At 52.2% G+C, this 18,224-nt stretch carries 17 protein-coding genes and 3 pseudogenes; 8 read left to right on the forward strand and 12 right to left on the reverse strand.

Features of this window, described 5'->3' with window-relative positions:
- Positions 1–115: 115 nt before the first annotated feature.
- The 5 genes and pseudogenes from NG99_RS12650 to NG99_RS29240 form a co-directional block, all read right to left on the reverse strand.
- Positions 116–310 carry a DUF7683 domain-containing protein gene (locus tag NG99_RS12650; RefSeq protein WP_034893118.1) on the reverse strand — a complete coding sequence of 65 codons (195 nt, stop codon included), beginning with the start codon at positions 308–310 and terminating at the stop codon, positions 116–118.
- Positions 307–405 carry a colicin E3/pyocin S6 family cytotoxin gene (locus NG99_RS29960; RefSeq protein WP_456297740.1) on the reverse strand — a complete coding sequence of 33 codons (99 nt, stop codon included), beginning with the start codon at positions 403–405 and terminating at the stop codon, positions 307–309. Before NG99_RS29960 ends, NG99_RS12650 begins: the two co-directional genes overlap by 4 nt.
- A gap of 167 nt (positions 406–572) precedes the next feature.
- Positions 573–698 (reverse strand): annotated as a pseudogene (locus tag NG99_RS29965) (type VI secretion system tube protein Hcp); the annotation flags it as partial.
- 511 nt (positions 699–1,209) lie between these two features.
- Positions 1,210–2,169 (reverse strand): quinone oxidoreductase family protein, encoded by a 960-nt coding sequence (locus tag NG99_RS12660; protein WP_034893121.1) that lies wholly within the window; start codon positions 2,167–2,169, stop codon positions 1,210–1,212.
- Positions 2,170–2,318: 149 nt separating this feature from the next.
- Positions 2,319–2,459, reverse strand: a pseudogene (locus NG99_RS29240) (RidA family protein); the annotation flags it as partial.
- Positions 2,460–2,546: 87 nt separating this feature from the next.
- On the opposite strand from NG99_RS29240, the pseudogene NG99_RS12670 reads away from it, so the two are divergent.
- Both NG99_RS12670 and hutX read left to right on the forward strand, forming a co-directional pair.
- A pseudogene (locus NG99_RS12670) lies at positions 2,547–2,909 on the forward strand (heme anaerobic degradation radical SAM methyltransferase ChuW/HutW); the annotation flags it as partial.
- Complete coding sequence (gene hutX, locus NG99_RS12675) at positions 2,909–3,448, forward strand: heme utilization cystosolic carrier protein HutX (RefSeq protein WP_084110515.1); 540 nt, start codon at positions 2,909–2,911, stop codon at positions 3,446–3,448. The pseudogene NG99_RS12670 and the gene hutX, both read left to right, overlap by 1 nt.
- A 238-nt stretch (positions 3,449–3,686) precedes the next feature.
- Here the strand turns inward: hutX and NG99_RS12680 are convergent, their stop codons facing one another.
- Entirely contained in the window at positions 3,687–5,372 is a 1,686-nt protein-coding gene (locus tag NG99_RS12680) for an NAD-dependent malic enzyme (protein WP_034893127.1), read from the reverse strand.
- A 66-nt stretch (positions 5,373–5,438) separates the two neighbouring features.
- Positions 5,439–6,380: an AEC family transporter gene (locus tag NG99_RS12685; RefSeq protein ID WP_034893130.1), complete on the reverse strand. Its 942-nt coding sequence runs from the start codon at positions 6,378–6,380 to the stop codon at positions 5,439–5,441.
- A gap of 461 nt (positions 6,381–6,841) precedes the next feature.
- Here NG99_RS12685 and NG99_RS12690 point away from each other — a divergent pair, with 461 nt between their 5' ends.
- Entirely contained in the window at positions 6,842–8,143 is a 1,302-nt protein-coding gene (locus NG99_RS12690) for a 2-hydroxycarboxylate transporter family protein (RefSeq protein ID WP_232298294.1), read from the forward strand.
- Here NG99_RS12690 and NG99_RS12695 read toward each other — a convergent pair.
- Positions 8,106–9,158, reverse strand: a complete 1,053-nt coding sequence (locus NG99_RS12695) for a LacI family DNA-binding transcriptional regulator (protein ID WP_052130686.1) — start codon at positions 9,156–9,158, stop codon at positions 8,106–8,108. The genes NG99_RS12690 and NG99_RS12695 overlap by 38 nt on opposite strands.
- Before the next feature lie 186 nt (positions 9,159–9,344).
- Here NG99_RS12695 and NG99_RS29245 point away from each other — a divergent pair, with 186 nt between their 5' ends.
- Genes NG99_RS29245 through NG99_RS12715 form a run of 5 tightly spaced genes read left to right on the forward strand, consistent with a single transcriptional unit; the run spans position 9,345 to position 12,067 of the window.
- Positions 9,345–9,509 carry a hypothetical protein gene (locus NG99_RS29245; protein WP_157032625.1) on the forward strand — a complete coding sequence of 55 codons (165 nt, stop codon included), beginning with the start codon at positions 9,345–9,347 and terminating at the stop codon, positions 9,507–9,509.
- Entirely contained in the window at positions 9,502–9,930 is a 429-nt protein-coding gene (locus NG99_RS12700; RefSeq protein ID WP_034893137.1) for a PTS sugar transporter subunit IIA, read from the forward strand. The genes NG99_RS29245 and NG99_RS12700 overlap by 8 nt, the downstream gene beginning before the upstream one ends.
- Positions 9,931–9,941: 11 nt before the next feature.
- Complete coding sequence (locus NG99_RS12705) at positions 9,942–10,436, forward strand: PTS system mannose/fructose/N-acetylgalactosamine-transporter subunit IIB (RefSeq protein WP_034893140.1); 495 nt, start codon at positions 9,942–9,944, stop codon at positions 10,434–10,436.
- A 15-nt stretch (positions 10,437–10,451) separates the two neighbouring features.
- Positions 10,452–11,249, forward strand: coding sequence for a PTS mannose/fructose/sorbose/N-acetylgalactosamine transporter subunit IIC (locus tag NG99_RS12710; RefSeq protein WP_034893143.1), 798 nt, complete (start codon positions 10,452–10,454; stop codon positions 11,247–11,249).
- Positions 11,249–12,067: a PTS system mannose/fructose/sorbose family transporter subunit IID gene (locus NG99_RS12715; protein ID WP_034893146.1), complete on the forward strand. Its 819-nt coding sequence runs from the start codon at positions 11,249–11,251 to the stop codon at positions 12,065–12,067. The genes NG99_RS12710 and NG99_RS12715 overlap by 1 nt, the downstream gene beginning before the upstream one ends.
- A gap of 131 nt (positions 12,068–12,198) precedes the next feature.
- Here the strand turns inward: NG99_RS12715 and NG99_RS12720 are convergent, their stop codons facing one another.
- From NG99_RS12720 to NG99_RS12735, 4 genes are read right to left on the reverse strand one after another with little or no spacing between them, the layout of a single operon-like run.
- On the reverse strand, positions 12,199–13,695 hold the full coding sequence (locus NG99_RS12720) for a DHA2 family efflux MFS transporter permease subunit (protein ID WP_052130687.1): 1,497 nt from the start codon (positions 13,693–13,695) through the stop codon (positions 12,199–12,201).
- Positions 13,696–13,697: 2 nt separating this feature from the next.
- Entirely contained in the window at positions 13,698–14,741 is a 1,044-nt protein-coding gene (locus NG99_RS12725) for an HlyD family secretion protein (RefSeq protein WP_052130688.1), read from the reverse strand.
- Positions 14,734–16,461 (reverse strand): ABC transporter ATP-binding protein, encoded by a 1,728-nt coding sequence (locus tag NG99_RS12730; RefSeq protein ID WP_034893155.1) that lies wholly within the window; start codon positions 16,459–16,461, stop codon positions 14,734–14,736. Before NG99_RS12730 ends, NG99_RS12725 begins: the two co-directional genes overlap by 8 nt.
- Entirely contained in the window at positions 16,448–18,217 is a 1,770-nt protein-coding gene (locus tag NG99_RS12735) for an ABC transporter ATP-binding protein (protein WP_034893158.1), read from the reverse strand. The genes NG99_RS12730 and NG99_RS12735 overlap by 14 nt, the downstream gene beginning before the upstream one ends.
- Between the last annotated feature and the right edge of the window lie 7 nt (positions 18,218–18,224).

Genomic DNA, 18,224 nt, shown 5'->3' on the forward strand with positions numbered 1-18,224 from the left:
ATTCTACTTTAATTCTTTTATCGAGGGTTATTTTTTTAAAATATATGATTTAACAAATGACAGACGATCACCATTAAATATGAAATCAGGATTAATAAAATAAGAGTTCTGAACTTTAGGATTTTCTCCATTGCATTAATCTGCAGACTGGTAAGCCCCCCCCCATACCGGCAATAAAATCGTTATATTCCTCATCCGTCCAGGCCATAACTCTGGCTATTTCTGGGAATTTTTCTTTCGGTATATCAATTTCGAAAACGAGTAGTTCGTCTACTCGCTCGAAGGCTTCAACAGTATAAATAATAGTCATTTTTCTACCTTTCTGGTCGGATCCGCTGGTTTAGTTTGTTCACCTGTTTCTGGGGCAAACTCTCCTAAATGGTTGCGCCATGAACGGTCATACATTTCAATCGTACCGTGCTATGAATCCCATTCATAAATAAGTCCTTTAGAATCTTTCCATCTTGAACATAATGAACCGCCCCCTTAATTGGCGTCTTTTTCTTAGCTGGTTTAGCATCCGGGAACGCAGGTAATGGAGGACTACCTTTTGGTGATGCATGGTATTTATAATCTGTAGATACGAAGTGGGCCAACGCGGTGATCTCTATGCTTCCCTCACGTTGATGTGCGTCTACAGATCCTTTGACGGGGTTTCCGCCATCGTCCTTTAACCATAAATAAACAGGTATAGCCATTCAGCGAACTCCTTTTCCGTGACAGAGAGGATAATTATTTCCTTCCCTTCCTATATGAATTAATCACCATTTGAAGTTTATTGATATACATTAAAAAATCATCATTTTGATTTTCTTTTTAAAAGAAAGTATTTTCCCGTGCGATGCCGATTTTTTCTGTCACAGAGCCCATATTTTCACCTTGCAGGATAAGCGTCAGGATAGCAAAAAAATATTTCATTAAAAAAGGTGGGCATTCTGGCGGTCTTGATAGCGAATGCATTCTGATTTAGCTTTTTTATTAGCCAGTTACTGGCTAAGGCGATCCCAGTCAGATGAACCAAATTTATGTTTTCATGCATCTTCACGAATATTTATACGATGTAGATTCAAAAAGTTAGTCTGAAAGACTTCCTGATGCATTTTCATTTCCCCCTCCGCATCGGGCAAGAAAGAATCCCACCTCGGCTTAGAGGCTTATCCCGATGTTTCTCTGGCTTACGCCCCACAGCAACGTGACGGCATACGCAGGCTATGGCTTCATAACGATGCGGCCAAGCGGTTTCGTTGTCTCGGCGAATTCGTGGGCCGCGGCAGCATTGGCCAGGGGGAAGATGCGGTCAATGACAACCTTAATGCGCCCAGCTGCTACAGCCTGCAACATGTCGTCCACACTTGCCCGAACTCCGGGCCTTTCAAAAAGGGGTCCCATGAATACCCCCATGAGTGTCTGGTTAGACTGCATTGGCGGCCACAAGTCGACAGTCAGGCTGCCACCGCCCGCATTACCGACGAAGACGAGACGTCCTTCCGGAGCGAGTGCAGAAAGCGAAGCAGGCAACGTCGTCCCCACCGGATCGATGACGAGGTCAACACCGGCGCCATGGGTATACTGTCGAACATTGTCCACGACGTTATTCTCCGCACGATCCACGACATGATCGGCACCAAGTTCAAGCAACCGGCTTCTTCGCTGCGTTCCGCTTGCCACGGCGATGACCGTCGCGCCTGCTTGTGAGGCAAGCTGAACGGCCGCGAGCCCTACGCCACCAGCTGCTGCCTGAATAAGGACTGTTTCTCCGTGCCGGAGCATACCTCGTGTGAAAAGGCAATGATGCGCGGTTCCGAAAGAAATCGGTAACACCGCCGCTTCTGTCGTATCCACCCCACCGGGTATAAGCCAGGTTCGTTCTGCGGGCACAGCCCAACGTTCCGCATGTGATCCCTGCAGGTTAAAAGCCGTGACTCTGTCCCCAATCGTACGGCTACGGACTTTCGATCCGACGGCAACAACTGTGCCCGCGGCCGCGTAGCCGACAATCCATGAAGGAAAAGGCGGCGGAGTTGAACGGCGGTTGATCAGATCTCCCCCTTCAATCGAGATAGCCTCAACAGAAATCAGGATGTCGTCAGGCCCGGTGATCGGATCTGGGATATCGACATATTTCAGGACGCCGGGAGCGCCTTGCACGTCATAAACCGCTGCTTTCATAAATTTTCCTCTGTCTCATCAGTAAATCCAGACCAGTCTGGCAAACCATCCCGATCCGGCATTTAGCACGTCAGAAATCTCTCTGTTGCCTCTACAGGCAGCGCGGGCTGACCTGTTAAATTTTCGACTGGCGGAAAGATCCGTAACGCTCAGGGCAGCCAGGCGATCACCTTAATCTTAAACTTAAATCTGTAAAGCCACGTCACACCGATCCCGGTCAACGTAGGGTAAGGCGCTTCCCCCCAATATTCTGGCAGGATACTCCAGATAGCGTCGAGGTTACCGTAATCCGAAACAGCAGATGCGACGGGGACTGTCCCCTTCCCGGACCTGTTATATTCAGACGCAATACCAACCATCAGCAGCAAGAGATTTGGGGCAACGCCTGGATCGGCGAGCGTAACCTCGCGAGCTGGTATACGGCGGTCAACTCTGGGGAAAAACCGCTAATGATGATGATGCAAACTCAGGAAAGCGCTTTCCAGTGGCGACATATACTCCAGTCGGGTATCGAAACCGCCCGCGTACCGCTAGAAGAATTGACATCACGCGCCAGAGAGCTGACCCCACTTCTGGACCAGTGGCATCGGGCCGGTCTGACCAAAGATGCTTCCACTTGCCTGCGCCTGACCGATGAAGGGCGATTCTGGGCGAGCAATATCCTGCTGTCACTACAGGAACTAATCCAGGCACTGAATACCCCGACCAGCGGAACAGGAATCCCCGTAAGGAATTGTTAATGAATCATATTGCATTACAAGAATTTCTAAAAACCCAGCCCGAGAGCACGCTGGAATCCATTGCAGGCGACTACAACACTAGCGTGCTGGAGGTGGTAAGGCACTTGCCGTCCCACGCGCTAACGAGCGGGGACCGCTTTAATGCCGTGTGGGATAACGTTATGGCGTGGGGAAATGTCACCTTACTGGTGCATAGCGACGATCTAATCCTTGAATTTAGCGGTGAGCTGCCATCAGGGTTCCATCGCCACGGTTATTTTAATCTGCGTGGGAAAAACGGTATTTCAGGGCATATCAAAGCGAAAAACTGTGCCCATATCGCGCTGGTTGAGCGTAAGTTTATGGGTATGGACACCGCTTCTGTCCTGTTTTTTAACGAGGCAGGCAACGCTATGTTCAAAATTTTCGTGGGGCGCAACGATCGTCGTCAGCTCCTTGAGGACCAGCTCAGTGCCTTTCGTACTCTGGCTCACTTAATTCTGACCAACGGAAAGGATTATCATGAGCCCGTCACCCACAGCCCCCTCTCTTGTGGGTGATCCACTTATATTACAGGTAGTTGAGCGCATGAATGCAGAGCGCAAACGCCTCACTGATGAAGCGTTTAGCGGCCCCCATTCAAATGATTTATAGGATGAATGATGACAGAACATCCTGACCTGAACGGTTAGCAGAGCAAACCAGGATGTTAAACAAGGTTATTTGATGTTCCCGCCATGCGGGTCGAAATAATGACCTGTAAATTCAGCGAAAATGACTGACCTGTTCCGCCACCGCTCAGAGGGATGAGTGCCTGTATTTTTTATAATCAGCTGTCCACCAGGTGTTATTAATACTGTCTGACAGAGCCTCATCACTCATTGCCGGAGCAACACCTTCATGCTGAGCAGTGCGGGCTACTGCAACAGCAATGGCTCTTGAAACAGTTTCAATCATCTCCACCGGTGGCAACAATCCCCCCTTCCCGGTTTTCGCCAGGGGTGAATACGCCGCAAGCGTTTGACTGGCTGCAATCAGCATCACTTCGGTGACCCGACTGGCTTTACCAGCAAGGACGCCTAATCCAAGCCCTGGGAAAATATAGGCATTATTGCACTGAGCAATCTCATAGTTTTTCCCCTGCCAGAATACAGGGTCGAATGGACTCCCGGTGGCAATCAGCGCAGCCCCCTGCGTCCATTCGATCAAATCCCTGGGTTGAGCTTCTGCGCGTGATGTCGGGTTGGAAAGTGGCATGATAACCGGACGCGGGCAGTGAAGGTGCATCTCTTTGATAACTTCTTCATTAAACAATCCGGGCTGTCCGGATACGCCAATCAGCACACTCGGATGAGCGTTACGCACCACTTCGAGCAGTGAAATATTGCTCGACTCAACGTTCCAGTCAGCAATACTTTCTACCGAAGTAGCCAGATTTTTTTGGAAATCCAGTAAATTAGGCATATCGTCCGTTAACAGACCAAAGCGATCTATCATAAATATGTTATGTCGGGCCTGCTCAGCACTCAGTCCTTCAGCAATCATCAGTTCCATTATTTTACTGGCAATACCACATCCCGCCGAACCACTGCCAAAGAAGACTAATTTCTGCTCACTTAAACGCATGCCCGCAGCCTGAGATGCCGCTAACAGCGTACCGGCTGTGACAGCGGCAGTTCCCTGAATATCGTCGTTAAAACAGCATAACTGCTCACGATAGCGGGTCAGCAGCATCGTCGCATTCTTCTGAGCGAAATCTTCGAATTGCAGAAGAACATTTGGCCAGCGGTTTTTCACCGCGTTAATAAACATGTCCATAAATTCCAGATACTCATCATTGCTTATCCGCGGGTGACGCCAGCCCATATATAACGGATCTTCCATGTGGTGCGTGTTATTGGTGCCAACATCCAGCATTATGGGTAAAGTTGATGCCGGATGAATACCCCCACAGGCCGTGTACAGGGAGAGTTTACCAATAGGTATCCCCATCCCACCTATACCTTGATCGCCAAGCCCGAGAATACGCTCGCCATCCGTTACAACAATTACCCGGATATCGTTTCTGGTGAAGCTTTGCAGCATTTCATCAATGCGATGGCGATTAGGCCATGAGATAAATAACCCCCGTGCGCGACGATAAATTTCAGAAAAATGTTCACATGCTTCACCCACTGTCGGCGTATAAATAATGGGCAGGGTTTGCTGAATATTTTTTCTCAGAAGATTATAAAAAAGAGTCTCATTGGTATCCTGTATGTTACGCAAATAGATATGGCGGGAGATGTCTTTTTTGAAATGACAAAACTGTTTCCATGCTCTCTCGGTTTGTTCTTCAATATTTTCAACACGCTCAGGTAACAGACCATTCAGATTAAATGCATGACGTTCTTCTTCAGTAAAAGCCAGTCCTTTATTAAGTAATGGGTTTTCCAGTAACACAGCACCATTATAAGGTGTATATAACATTTCTTGGCTTAACATTGTTGTTGCTCCTGACTGAATGATAATAACATCGTTTCGACTTTATTTTGTTAATACATAAAAGGATTATGAAATCAGATAGATCATTATGCCCTCGGTGACAATGCCGATCGCCGTGCCAATAAGAATGGAAGATGATGCAGATTCAATATAAGTTTCGCTGCGTAAAGCAAACATACCCGCGGCAATGGCTGAAGGCGTTGCGCCAATGATGACGACCTGTTGCATCAGGGTATGACTCAGACCAAAATAGAGCCCGGCGGCCGCCATAATAGCGGGTTGGATCAGATTTTTTATGCTGACGTTGGTGAATGTCTGGAGATTAAATGACGGACGTTCGCCGTAAAACAAAAGCCCAAGAGCAAACAGTGACAGGCCGCCGGCAATTTTTCCGACCATTTCAATAGGCGTGATAAGAATATGCGGAATCGTAACCCCCGCCAGGCTAAGCAATACGCCGGTTATCGGTATCCAGACAATGGGGTTACGCACAGCCAGAAAAAGATTTTCCAGGATCAACCTGGCTGGATGAATATCTCCAACCTGGCTGTTTCTGTCGCCCATCCGGATAAGGATGATAGTTAATGGAATCATGACCACACTGGTGATCAGATTTCCCACCAGAACACCTAAAAATCCCTCGGGACCGATCAACACTGCCAGTACCGGGGCACCAAAATAGGCCATATCAGGAAAGGCGCAGACTAAGGATTGTATTGCGCATGTTTTAATATCGTGGCGAAAGACATAACGTGAAAAAATTAATGCCAGAAAATACGATCCCATCAGACCAATGATGAGCACCGTCATAAAAGAGATATTTTTTATTTTATCCGGATTGGTATTCAGCGCACTAATGAAAAGATGAAATGGCAGAGCAAAGCGGATGACAACTGTCGCTAATACGGTAGCATCTTCACGACGTGTATATCTTAACTTTCCGCTTGACCATCCCAATAGCATAATAAAAACCAGCGGAAATAGTGATTGTAAGAGTAACAAAGGCATGAGCATTCCTGTTTTTTTGGTTAGGCTTTACTATTTAAAAATTTACTTCCCCCTCCTTGCGCCTGTAAGTGACTGAGATCACACTCATATATTTAAATTAGTTTCAAAACAGATTTATTTACTTAACTATGTTCTCCAGCATGCATAACCCGTTATTTTAAATAGATAATTACAACAACTTTCCACAATGCTTACTTTACTTACAAATAACAGAATTAAGTTTTTTAAATGCGAATCACTGGGTGGTTCACAATTCAGGAAACAATCCTATTCCGTGCATTTACATTCGTCATGCTTTAGTGCTTTATTTAATAAACCATCCTGAATTTTTTTAATTTTGTACCTTATCTACCCGTATACGGCTAACGCTGATGTTGTACCCCACACTTTTCTAACAAAAATATCAGGTGAAAATAATGAAGAAAGACAACCCGTTAAATCCCTCTGTCGAAATCTCCAATATGCAAAGATACAAATCGCTGATGCAAAATAGTGAGGTTGGCGCTGTGCCGCTACTGCTTTTTGTAAGCATTACCCTAATTGTAGGGTGCTCAGCCTATGCGGGGGTATTACCCAAAAATATGATCGGCGGTCTTGCAGTGATAATGACGCTGGGTTTCGCATTTTCCAAGGTAGGCCGCGTTCTTCCTTTGTTGAAAGATATCGGCGGACCAGCGATATTGTGCCTGATCATCCCCTCTATGCTTGTCTACTTTGACCTGTTTGAAAAGCATACGCTGGATACCGTTCATCTCCTGATGAAAGAGGCAAACCTCCTTTATTTCGTGATCGCCTGTCTTGTCGTGGGCAGTATTCTTGGCATGAACCGGATAATACTGATTCAGGGAATGACTCGTATGTTTGTGCCGCTTGTGGCCGGTACCGTTGCAGCCATCATCAGTGGACTGCTGGTGGGCATGTTATGTGGCTACACGCCTTACCACACATTTTTCTTTATTATTGTACCCATTATCGGCGGCGGTATCGGCGAAGGCATACTACCGCTTTCCCTGGCTTATTCGGCAATTCTGGGCCAAACACCGGATGTGTATGTTGCCCAACTGGCTCCGGCAGCGGTTGTGGGGAATATTTTCGCCATTGTCTGTGCCGGAGTGCTTGCACGTATCGGTCAGCGCTGTCCGTCACTGACGGGGAATGGCATGCTGATCCGCAGCGATGCCGATAATCGAATTTTTACCCACACACCCAATTCACCTCAACAGACAGATTTTCAGTTGATGGGCGGTGGGTTATTAATGATATGCGCTTTTTTTATCGCTGGCGGTTTACTTGAAAAGCTGGTGCATATTCCTGGCCCGGTTCTGATGATCCTCATTGCGGTATTATGCAAATACTCGCAAGTGATCCCGTCATCAATGGAAAAGGGAGCCTATAGCTGCTATCAGTTTGTTTCCACAGCGTTGGTATGGCCGCTGATGATTGGCCTTGGTATGCTTTATGTTCCGCTGGAAAACGTGGTCGCTGTTTTTTCAGTGGGTTACGTAGTGGTTTGCGGAGCAGTGGTATTCGCCATGTCACTGAGCGGCTATTTTATTGCCTCATACCTGAATATGTATCCGGTGGAAGCGGCAATTGTGACCAGTTGCCACAGCGGTCTCGGCGGTACAGGCGATGTGGCAATCTTATCTGCATCCAATCGCATGGCACTTATGCCCTTCGCCCAAATCGCTACCCGCATTGGCGGCGCATCTACCGTGATTGCGGCTACATTACTGCTTTCTGCTGTTTCGCCGAGCCTGTAGCCGGAGTGGCCGAATAGCCACAGGATTCGAGGATGACTAATGCCGGCGGCAGAATAATCCTTTTTGGCGGCTCCTCATTACCCCGAATACGGCTGTACAGCAGTTCACCCGCCATACGGCCAATTTCTTTGGCAGCCACCGAAACGGTCGTGAGTGCGGGCTGCACCAGCGCCGCTTCGGTAATATCGTCAAAGCCCACCAGGGCAAAATCGCGGCCCGGTTCACGCCCTATTTTACGTAGCGCCTGCATCACGCCCAGCGCGACAATATCCTGGTAACAAACCGCGGCGGTAATTTCCGGATAACGAGTCAGCAGAGATTCGGCCACTTTGGCCCCATCAAGCTGGCTCGCCTGGGTGCTAACAATCCAGTCTGAATTTGGCGAAATGCCCTTTTCCAGTAATGTGCTGGTAAAGCCACCGATACGCTGCGACCGGCTACCTGAATTCGGGCTGCCGCCGATAAAGGCAATATTTTTATGCCCCATGTTCAGGAGATGTGACGTTGCCATTTGCGTACCGAGAAAGTTGTCGGTGCCGACGAAATCAAAATCGGGATCGTTAAGCGGACGTACCACCATAATCGCCGGAATATTACGCCTTTTCAGCGCCTCAAAGAAAGACGGCGGCGTATCACGGGCGGCACATAACACCATGCCGCAGGCGCTGTTACGCATCAGCGAATCTACAAAGTTTTGTTGCCGCTCGCCCGACTCTTCGCTGTTCGCCAGAAACAGCAGTAAATCATGCCGCTCCATCTCGTGGCTCAGACCAGCTGTCATCTCACCGTAAAACGGGTTGGTGATGTCATGCAGCAGCAATCCTACCTGGTTGCTGCTGCGGTTGCGCAAATTAGCGGCCGTCTGATTGTAAACATAGCCGGAGTCATCCAACGCTTTCAGCACACGTTCGCGCGTTGCCTGCGAAATACGTCCTCGATTACGCAGCACCATTGAAACGGTAGCTGCGGAGACCCCTGCCTGCTGTGCGACCTGCGCCAGCGTCACTGTCGTCATGATATCTCCCGTTTCCTTTCTGGGTTAATCGAATAATCAAAAATTACCTTATACCATGTGAAAGCCTTCACGATCGCGCACACATTTGCGCTTTATTTGCTGATAATGACAGGTTAATCGCGTTAACCACAGTGTCAGCAACCGGGTTAATCGATTAATCTATTTATAACCAATGAGGAGGCTGAAATGTACATTACCTACAGTAAGTTCGAGCCGTTCGTCGTCCACTATGCCGGGACAGTTATTATTCCTGCCGCAGAGGGGAAATACCGCATTTCGCCTTCAGATAAAAGCATTGGGCGTCGACCTACTCCCCTTAAAGCCTGGCTAAGAGGATCGGCTCATGATTAACGTTATTGTCGCCACCCACGGTCCGTTGGCCGAAGCCATGCTCGCCAGCAGTCGAATGGTTTACGGAGAGTTACCCCATGTCTCCGTCGTCACGCTTAGCGAACAAAGGGGCATCGAAGGTTTTAAGCGGGATTTCGCTCGCGAGCTGGTCCATGCGGGGCAAAACGCCGACGGCGTGCTGGTTCTGTGTGATATGCAAAGCGGTACCCCGTGGAACATCGCCTGCCAACATGCGTTTTCAGAACTGACAACTCCGCCTGTAGCCGTCGTGGCGGGGGTCAATTTTCCCATGCTGCTGCAAAGTGAAGAGATCGCTCAATTAACGGACGTACACGCCGCTGCCGTACACCTGTTAGAGCTGACGGTCCCAACTTTGATCATAGCTGCCCCGGTATTTTCTAATCAGTCAGATGATTTTTAAAGGAAACCACTATGAGTCTTTCTTTTGTCCGTATCGATGACCGCGTTATTCATGGACAGCTTGTAACACGATGGGCCAAAGAGCTGCCCTGTGACGGCATTGTCGCCATTGACGACGCCGTCGCGGCCGACCCGTTGCTCTCATCGGTGATGAAAGGCGCCGTCCAGGACACCAAAGTCTGGCTGTTCGATACCGCGACGGCCATCGAAAAATTGCCCAAAGTGATCGCCAGTGAGAAGCGCTATTTCGTTATTGGTAAATCGCCCGTCACGCTGCAACGCATTGAAGAAGCAGGCATCAGTTTGAAAAACGCAAACGGAAAAATCAACGTTGGCCCGATGAGCGCACGAGCCGGGACTACCACTATTGGTCCAAATCAGTCGGTCAACGCGGATGAAATCGCCGCCTTTGACTGGCTGACGCAGCGTGGACATCAGGTTGAATTCCGGCTGGTACCGGATGCCAGCTATTACAGCTGGCAGGACGCACGCCAGAAGCTGAAATAAAATAAGGGGCAAACGATGATTATCGAAGCTACGTTGATTGGCATTCTTTGCTATCTGGGCGCCCTCAGTAGCCCCTGGCTTTTAGGGCTTACCGGCGGCTGGTATCTGATTACCCGACCGCTGGTTTCAGGGATGCTGGTCGGGATTATTCTCGGCGATCTGAAAACCGGGATCATCATTGGCGTTGCCGTTCAGGCAGTATACATTGCGATGGTGACACCCGGCGGCTCAATGCCTGCCGATCTGAACTTTGTCGCCTACCCGGCAATCGCCTTAGGGATTCTGTCAGGAAAGGGGCCGGAGGTGGCGGTTGCTTTGGCGGCCACTATCGGTATCGCCGGAACCATTCTGTTCAATGCGATGATGGTTCTCAACTCCTTCTGGAACCACCGGGCTGACGTGGCTCTGGAACAGGGAGACGAGCGAGGCATTTACCTGAACAGCGCCATCTGGCCTCAGGTGACCAACTTCCTTTTGCGTTTCGTGCCTGCTTTTATCGCGGTCTATTTCGGCGCGCAGTACATCAGCGGCTTTATGGACAGCCTACCAAAAATGGTTCTGTCGACGATGAACGTTCTGGGCGGCATTCTGCCAGCCGTAGGGATCGCCATACTGCTCAAGCAAATTATCAAAAACTATGCCATGTTGGTCTACTTTCTCGTAGGTTTCATCTTCATCGTCTTTTTAAAACTCAACATGGTCGCGCTGGTGATAATGGGCTCGCTGCTGGCGATAATTCATTACAACTACAAGCCGGAACCGCAACAAACTTCGGGCGAGAAATCAGTTATTGATGATGAGGATGAATTCTGATGACCAAATATACTCTGACCCGTAAAGATCTGCGCCGCTGCTGGCGAGCGTGGATGATGCATAACCTGTCATCAATGAGCTATGAACGCCTGGCCTCCTTCGGTTTTTGCCTGAGCATGCTGCCGGTAGCCAAAAAGCTCTACCCGGAGGCGGCGCAACGCGCCGAAATGCTGCGCCGTCACGCTTCGTTCTATAATACCGAGCCGCAGATTGGCGCCATTGTTAACGGCATGGTGCTGGGGCTGGAAGAGAAAAAGGCGAACGGTGAACCGATCGACGGCGAGACGATTAATGCGCTGAAAGTCGGCCTGATGGGGCCGATTGCCGGAATCGGTGATTCAATGATCCCGGGGATGTTAATCCCCATCCTGCTGAGTATCGGTATGGCGCTGGCGGCAGGCGGCAATATTCTTGGGCCGCTGTTTTATAGTGTTGCATGGCTGGGGATCATTATTCCCGGCTCATGGTATCTGTTTCTTAAAGGTTACAAAATGGGCTCAGGCTCGGTGGAAATGCTGGTAAGCAGCAAATCAACCCGCTTGCGCGAAGCGTTGTCGCTGCTGGGCGTTTTTGTTATGGGCGGCGTTACGGCAAGTTACGTTAAGCTCAGTACCGGCCTGGCGTTTATCACTAAAGAGGGCGTTAATATTCACGTTCAGCAGATGCTGGACGGTATATTCCCGCAGCTGTTGCCGCTTGCCGTGGTGCTCGGCACCTGGTATCTGATGGCAAAACGGGGGGTTTCGCCGGTGAAAGCCATGATTATGCTGTTGGTGCTTGCCGCTGTGGGCATCGTGACCGGCCTGTTTGCGGCGTAACGCCAGCCCAGGCCCCGGGCAAGAGGATGATGCCCTCTGCCCGGGAGCCTGATTACAAATCTGATGTCCGGCACCATAAATCCTGTCATCTTACAGGCATCAGGCACCAAAACGCCGGTCTTAAGCCCCCCTCACCCGCGTTCTCTGAAGAGCAGTGGCAGGAACAGAAACGTCAGCGCAACCACCGCCATAATCCAGTAAATGTCCAGATAGGCCATCATCCTCGCCTGCTTATACAGCGCCTCCCCCAACGTTTGCACGGTAAACATCACCGTATCAGCCGCTGTTAAATGCTCGCCCAGCCGCTCATAGTGCAGATGGGTACGCTGATGCATCAAATTCACTACCCAGGCAATACCGATACTGCCGCCCAGATTGCGCAGTAAGGTCGAAATTGCCGACGCCTCATTGCTTTTATGCCCTGCTAATCCTTTAAAAGACAGCGCGGCAACCGGGATCAGGATTAACGGCAAACCGATAACCTGTAGCACTCTCGCCCATACCAGGCTGGAAAAGTCGATATCCGGCGTTAACCGGCTGAAATGCCAGAGAGAACATGCGCTAACCAGCAGCCCCAGCAGCACCAGAAAACGCTGGGCGCTAAGTTTACTGGCGATAACGCCGGTCACTATCATTGACAGCATAATCGCCCCGCCGCCCGCGCCAAGCGTCAGTCCGGCGGTCCAGGCATCGTAGCCCATCAGTTCCTGCGTCATCTGCGGCAACAGCTGGGTGGTGCTGACTACCAGGATGCCGATCAGAAACATCAGCAGGGAACCAGTTGCAAAGTTGCGGTGCAGAAACAAACGGATATCGAGGATCGGCTGAGGGTGAAACCACTCCCACAGCGGCAGAAAACTCAGGCAGACGAAGGCAATCAGCGCGGTCACGATGATAAAGACGGAATCAAAGCCGTCATACAGATCAAAGCGATCGAGGCAAAGCTGCAGCGCGCTGAAACCAACGATAATCAGCAGCAGCCCAATATAATCGATACGCATCCCCTCGATTTTGCGCTGCTTACGTTCGCTTACCAGTAGCGGGGGCTCATCAATCAGGTAGTAGCACAGCACCAGCGACAGCAAGCCTATCGGCACGTTAATCAGGAAAACCCAGTGCCATGAGAGCGCATCGGTCAGCATTCCCCCCACCAGCGGACCGATGGCGGGCGCTACCAGCACCGCCACGCCGTACAGCGCAAAAGCCTGAGGGCGTTTCTTCTCGCTGAAGGAGTCCACCAGAATAGATTGCTCGACCGGTGCCAGCCCGCCGCCGCCGATCCCCTGTAGCACGCGAGCCAGAATCAACCACTCCAGCGTCGGCGCGACGCTGCAAAGAAACGAGGCCAAAGTGAACAACGCCACGCTGATCATGTAATAGCACTTGCGGCCCAGCGCATTTGCCAGCCATCCGCTCACCGGCAGGATCAGCGCGTTAGCCACCATATAACAGGTAATCACCCACAGCGATTCGTTATAGCTCACCCCCATGCTGGCGGCGATGTGATAAAGCGACACGCTGGCTACCGTGGTGTCCAGCACTTCCATAAAAGTGGCGATGGAAGCGACCACCGCAACCAGCCACGGGTTGTGATGCCCGGCCGCAGAGCGCGGTAAAAGGGGGTCCACGCTCAGCGCCTTACGTTAACAAATGGCACCACCGACATTCCCGGCGAGAGCGGATAGCTGGCGATATCCTTATCGGTAAAAACGATCTTCACCGGAAGCCGCTGAACGATCTTCACATAATTCCCGGTGGCATTTTCAGATGGCAGCAGGCTGAAAACGGACCCCGTCGCCCGCTGAATACTGTCAACACGCGCCTGGAAACGCTTTTGCGGCCAGGCGTCAACGCGGATTTCAACCGGCTGCCCCGGCTGCATTTCCGCCAGCTGATTTTCCTTAAAATTGGCCGTAACCCAGATGCGGTCGTCAATCACGTACATCAGTGAACTGCCAGCGCCGATCACGTTCCCCGCTTCGGCGCTGCGTTTTGCTACGTAACCATCGAACGGCGCGGTAATACGGGTATAGCTCAGCTGCTGTCGGGCATTATCGATTTCAGCCTGGTCCTGCGTCAGCGTGGCCTGATACTCCTTCAGCACCGCCCTGGCCTTCAGCAGCTGCGCCTGGCTGTAGCTGACGTTCTTACGCTGAGCCAGCAGATTCGCCGCGCTGGTTTTTGCGCTGGCCGCTTTAGCATCCAGTTCGCTGTGACTGACGGCCATACCGGACTGGCGATAGCGTTGATACTCTTTGTTGTCGCGCTGATATTCAGCATCGGCCAGCTGAACGTTAGCCTCGCCCTGCTCCAGGCTGGCGGCCAGCGCCGTCAGCTCCGCGCGGCTTTGCTGCACGCGCGCTTCGGTAATGCTGCGCGCCGCCAGCGCTTTTTCTAAGGCAATCTGCTGGTCGCGGGCGTTAAGCTCCACCAGCAGCTCGCCTTGCTTAACATGCTGATTATCATTGACCTTGATCGCTGCCACCTGGCCTGAGATCTGCGAGGCGATCTGGGCCAGATGACCATCGATAAAGGCATCGTCGGTGGTCTCCACGCCGCGCCAGAAGCACCACCACCAGACTGCCAGCGCCAGAGTGGCGACGATAAGCAAGAGTGCAAAACCGGTAAATACGCGTTTTTTTTGCCGCTGCTGCCGATCCACTGGCTCACTCATTGTTGCCGTTCCCCTGTTCCTGCACCTGCCACAGCCGGTAATAGCCCCCCTTTTTAGCCATCAGCTGCTGATGGTTCCCTTGTTCCACTATTTCACCCTGGTCCAGCACCAGGATCTGCTCAGCGTATTCAACGGTTCGCAGACGGTGAGCAATCATTATCACGGTCTTACCGACGGCCAGCCGGGACAGCGCCAGCTGGATCTCCGCCTGGGTCAGGGGATCGAGCAGTGCGGTGGCTTCATCCAGTAGAATAATCGCCGGATCTTTCAGCATCATGCGGGCGATGGAGAGCCGCTGCCGTTCACCGCCGGAGAGCCTCTGCGCACCCTCACCAAGCCGGGTATGGTATCCCTGCGGCAAGAGGTCGATAAACGACTGGCAGCAGGCCGCACGGCAGGCGGCCATTACCGCCTCATCGCTGGCGTCTGGACGGCCAATACGGACGTTGTCGATCACCGAGCCGTCAAATAACTGCACGTCCTGGAAGACATAGCCGATGCGGTCATAAATCTGCGCCGTGCCTAACCGTGTAATATCCACACCGCCCAGCGAAATGGTGCCCTGCTGCACATCCCAGAAGCGGCCTGACAGGTGCAGGAGCGTACTTTTCCCGCTGCCGGATGCGCCAACCAGCGCGGTAACTGTTCCTTCCGGCACGCTGAAAGAGATATTTTTCAGCACCGGCTGACGGTCATAGGCAAAGCTCACCCGATCGAAAGAGAGCGCGTTCTGTGCGGGGAGCGGTTGAGCGCTCTCTTCCTCCTGCGCCGTTTCGGCCATCAGAGCGTTCAGACGCCGGGACGACTGGCGCATCACGTTCATCAGCGTGAACCAGGCGGCGGCATCCAGCAGTGGGTCAATGACTTTAAACGCCACTAAGACAAACAGCAGCCAGGTGAAGGGATCGAGTGCCTCATGCAGCAAAAGCTGGCTGGCGCAGATAAACATCGCCACCAGTCCCAGTTCAGTAAACAGCCGGAACAGTTGCACCCCGCCGCCGCCCCAGGCCTCAATGCCCATACTGGCCTGCTTTATCTCGCCAAAGGTGCGATCCAGCGTGGCAAGCATTCCCTGGTGGCGGTTGAACTGCCGTAAGGTTTTTATCCCGCCAATAAATTCCAGCAGCAGCCCGGATGCCAGCGCAAAGCGTTCGCCCTGCCGTTGGGTGGCGCGCAGCATAAATACCGACATGCCCCAAAGCAGCAGCAGGCCGACGGGGAGAGTACAAAGCAGCGCCAGCGTCAGCGGGACGTTGATGGTCAGCAGCAAGATGACAAAAATCACCGGCGTGCTGAGGTTGACGATCACTTCCGGCAGCAAATGAGAAAATATCTCCTCCACCCGGCGCATATGATCGGTTAGCAGCGAGCTGGTTTCTCCCAGCCGACGGCGCTGAAAATACCCCAGAGGCAGCTTGCGGAGGTGATCGGCCACGGCTTCACGATAGCGCATCATGATTTCATAGCTGCCGAGAAAACAGCCCAGTTGGCCAAAATGGGAGCAGATTAGCTGGGCGATAAAACAGATCGCCAGAGCGAAGAGTAGCGCTGACCAGTTTGGCCAGTCGCCCTGGTGAAACGCCACGGTCCGCAGCGCCAGCCAGGCGATAAAGTACGGTGCAATAGCGAACAGCTGGGCCAGAATACGCAGTATTACGCCCCCGATAATCTGCCTCACTCCCCGCTTGCCCTCTCCCTGGATCTGATTAAGCATTGACATCGGATGACTCTCCAGAGCGAATATGCCAGTGTTGCAGCTGAAACTGGCTGTGCCAGAGTTGCTGGTACAGGCCGTTGCTTTCTATCAACCCGGAATGGCTGCCGCTGGCTACCAGCCTGCCGTTTTCCATCAGTAAGATGGCGTCCGCCTGCTGCACGGCAAACAGGCGGTGAGCAATAGTCAGCACCGTGGTATTGGGGCGAGCCAGCCGTAAGGCTTGATAAAACGAGGCTTCGGTCAGCGCATCGGCAAAGGCGGTGGCTTCGTCCAGAATCAAAATCGGCGTATCCGCCAGCAGCGCACGGGCAATAGCAATGCGCTGTCGTTCTCCGCCGGAAAGCCTCAGCCCGCGCTCGTCCAGCGGAGTCTGGAGCCCCAGCGGCAGCGCCTGCACAAAACTGTCGGCCTGAGCGATATTGAGAGCCTGATAAATCTGCGCCTCCGACGCCTGCGGATTGCCAATCCGCAGGTTTTCCGCCAGCGTGCCTTTAAACAGGAAAACATCCTGACTGACTACCGCAAGCCTGTTTGCGCGGGTGCGGTCATCCAGCTCGCTCAGTAATGTGTCGCCAATATGGATTTGCCCGGCAGAAGCAGGCAGCAACCCGGCAAGCAGCCACGCCAGGGTAGATTTCCCTGCACCGGAAGGGCCAACCAGCGCATAAAAACCGCCCGGTTCCAGACGCAGAGAAACGTTATTTACCACTTCCCGCTGTTCATAACGAAAGCTGACGCCCTCAGCGATCAGCGTGGAATTTGCCGGTGTATTAGTGCCCTGAGGGGACGAGTCTTCCTGCAAAAAAGGCTGAATACGCGTGATTCCAGCCAGAATTTCGCGCATCAGCGTGCCGAGAAAGGTTACCCGCAGTAGCGGCTTCAGCAGGCCGCTGCCAAGCATCAGCGCCAGCACGAGTTCAGCGGTGGTCAGCGTACCCTGACTGATGCGCCAGATCCCCAACGGCAGAAGAATAAAGATATTGGCATTGAGCAGCACCACAAACAGCGACCAGGCCGGTACGGCGCGCCGGGTGAAACGCCCGACCAGTTGATGATACTGCGTCAGGCTGTCATGCAGCAGCCGGAAAGAGCGCGAGGTCTGGCGGTAAGCCTTCATGACCGGGATACCCCGGATAAACTCCACGATCGCGCCGTTCAGTCGTTCGGTAGCCTCATGATATTCCGCGGTTCGCTGTTGCATACCGCGCGAGAAGATTTTTTGCGCCAGAATCGCCAGCGGTACGGTAGCCAGCGCCGCCAGCGCCATTTTCCAGTCCAGCCAGAACAGAAAGAGCGCGGCCGTCAGCGGGCTGACCAGCGCGGCGGTCAGGTCTACGGTATGGTGGGCGATAAAGCTTTCCAGCCGTTCCACATCATTGATAATGATTTCACGCAGGCCGCCGGAACTGTAGTGCGAAAGCTGCATCAGCGGTAAGCGAGTCAGCGCGCGGGCAATACGCAGACGTACCTGATAAAGCACGCGAAAAGCGGCAAGGTGACTGAAATAACCGGCGAATGCCAACAGCAGATATTTCAACAGCAGCGCTCCGGCCAGCCAGCCAGCCAGCTGGAGCAGTTGCCCGCCAGCCAGAACGCCTGCCTGTAGCACATTAGCCGCCATCCACAGCAGGTAATAGGGGATCAGTTCCAGCAGCACCGAAAGCGCGGCAAGGCCAATCGCCCATCTCAGCGACGTTTTCTCGCCGGAAATCAGGGCCAGCAGCGTACGGACTGGCGAAGGAGAGTGCGTTGATGACATGGTGTTT

Origin of the sequence: Erwinia typographi (assembly GCF_000773975.1) — a bacterium.
GTDB classification, from domain to species: Bacteria; Pseudomonadota; Gammaproteobacteria; order Enterobacterales; family Enterobacteriaceae; genus Erwinia; species Erwinia typographi.

What these genes read in the sequence shown, in the direction of transcription:
- NG99_RS12650 (WP_034893118.1), bottom strand. Translation starts at nt 310, where the DNA reads ATGACTATTATTTATACTGTTGAAGCCTTCGAGCGAGTAGACGAACTA.
- NG99_RS29960 (WP_456297740.1), bottom strand. Translation starts at nt 405, where the DNA reads ATGTATGACCGTTCATGGCGCAACCATTTAGGAGAGTTTGCCCCAGAA.
- NG99_RS12660 (WP_034893121.1), bottom strand. Translation starts at nt 2,169, where the DNA reads ATGAAAGCAGCGGTTTATGACGTGCAAGGCGCTCCCGGCGTCCTGAAA.
- hutX (WP_084110515.1), top strand. Translation starts at nt 2,909, where the DNA reads ATGAATCATATTGCATTACAAGAATTTCTAAAAACCCAGCCCGAGAGC.
- NG99_RS12680 (WP_034893127.1), bottom strand. Translation starts at nt 5,372, where the DNA reads ATGTTAAGCCAAGAAATGTTATATACACCTTATAATGGTGCTGTGTTA.
- NG99_RS12685 (WP_034893130.1), bottom strand. Translation starts at nt 6,380, where the DNA reads ATGCCTTTGTTACTCTTACAATCACTATTTCCGCTGGTTTTTATTATG.
- NG99_RS12690 (WP_232298294.1), top strand. Translation starts at nt 6,842, where the DNA reads ATGCAAAGATACAAATCGCTGATGCAAAATAGTGAGGTTGGCGCTGTG.
- NG99_RS12695 (WP_052130686.1), bottom strand. Translation starts at nt 9,158, where the DNA reads ATGACGACAGTGACGCTGGCGCAGGTCGCACAGCAGGCAGGGGTCTCC.
- NG99_RS29245 (WP_157032625.1), top strand. Translation starts at nt 9,345, where the DNA reads ATGTACATTACCTACAGTAAGTTCGAGCCGTTCGTCGTCCACTATGCC.
- NG99_RS12700 (WP_034893137.1), top strand. Translation starts at nt 9,502, where the DNA reads ATGATTAACGTTATTGTCGCCACCCACGGTCCGTTGGCCGAAGCCATG.
- NG99_RS12705 (WP_034893140.1), top strand. Translation starts at nt 9,942, where the DNA reads ATGAGTCTTTCTTTTGTCCGTATCGATGACCGCGTTATTCATGGACAG.
- NG99_RS12710 (WP_034893143.1), top strand. Translation starts at nt 10,452, where the DNA reads ATGATTATCGAAGCTACGTTGATTGGCATTCTTTGCTATCTGGGCGCC.
- NG99_RS12715 (WP_034893146.1), top strand. Translation starts at nt 11,249, where the DNA reads ATGACCAAATATACTCTGACCCGTAAAGATCTGCGCCGCTGCTGGCGA.
- NG99_RS12725 (WP_052130688.1), bottom strand. Translation starts at nt 14,741, where the DNA reads ATGAGTGAGCCAGTGGATCGGCAGCAGCGGCAAAAAAAACGCGTATTT.
- NG99_RS12730 (WP_034893155.1), bottom strand. Translation starts at nt 16,461, where the DNA reads ATGTCAATGCTTAATCAGATCCAGGGAGAGGGCAAGCGGGGAGTGAGG.
- NG99_RS12735 (WP_034893158.1), bottom strand. Translation starts at nt 18,217, where the DNA reads ATGTCATCAACGCACTCTCCTTCGCCAGTCCGTACGCTGCTGGCCCTG.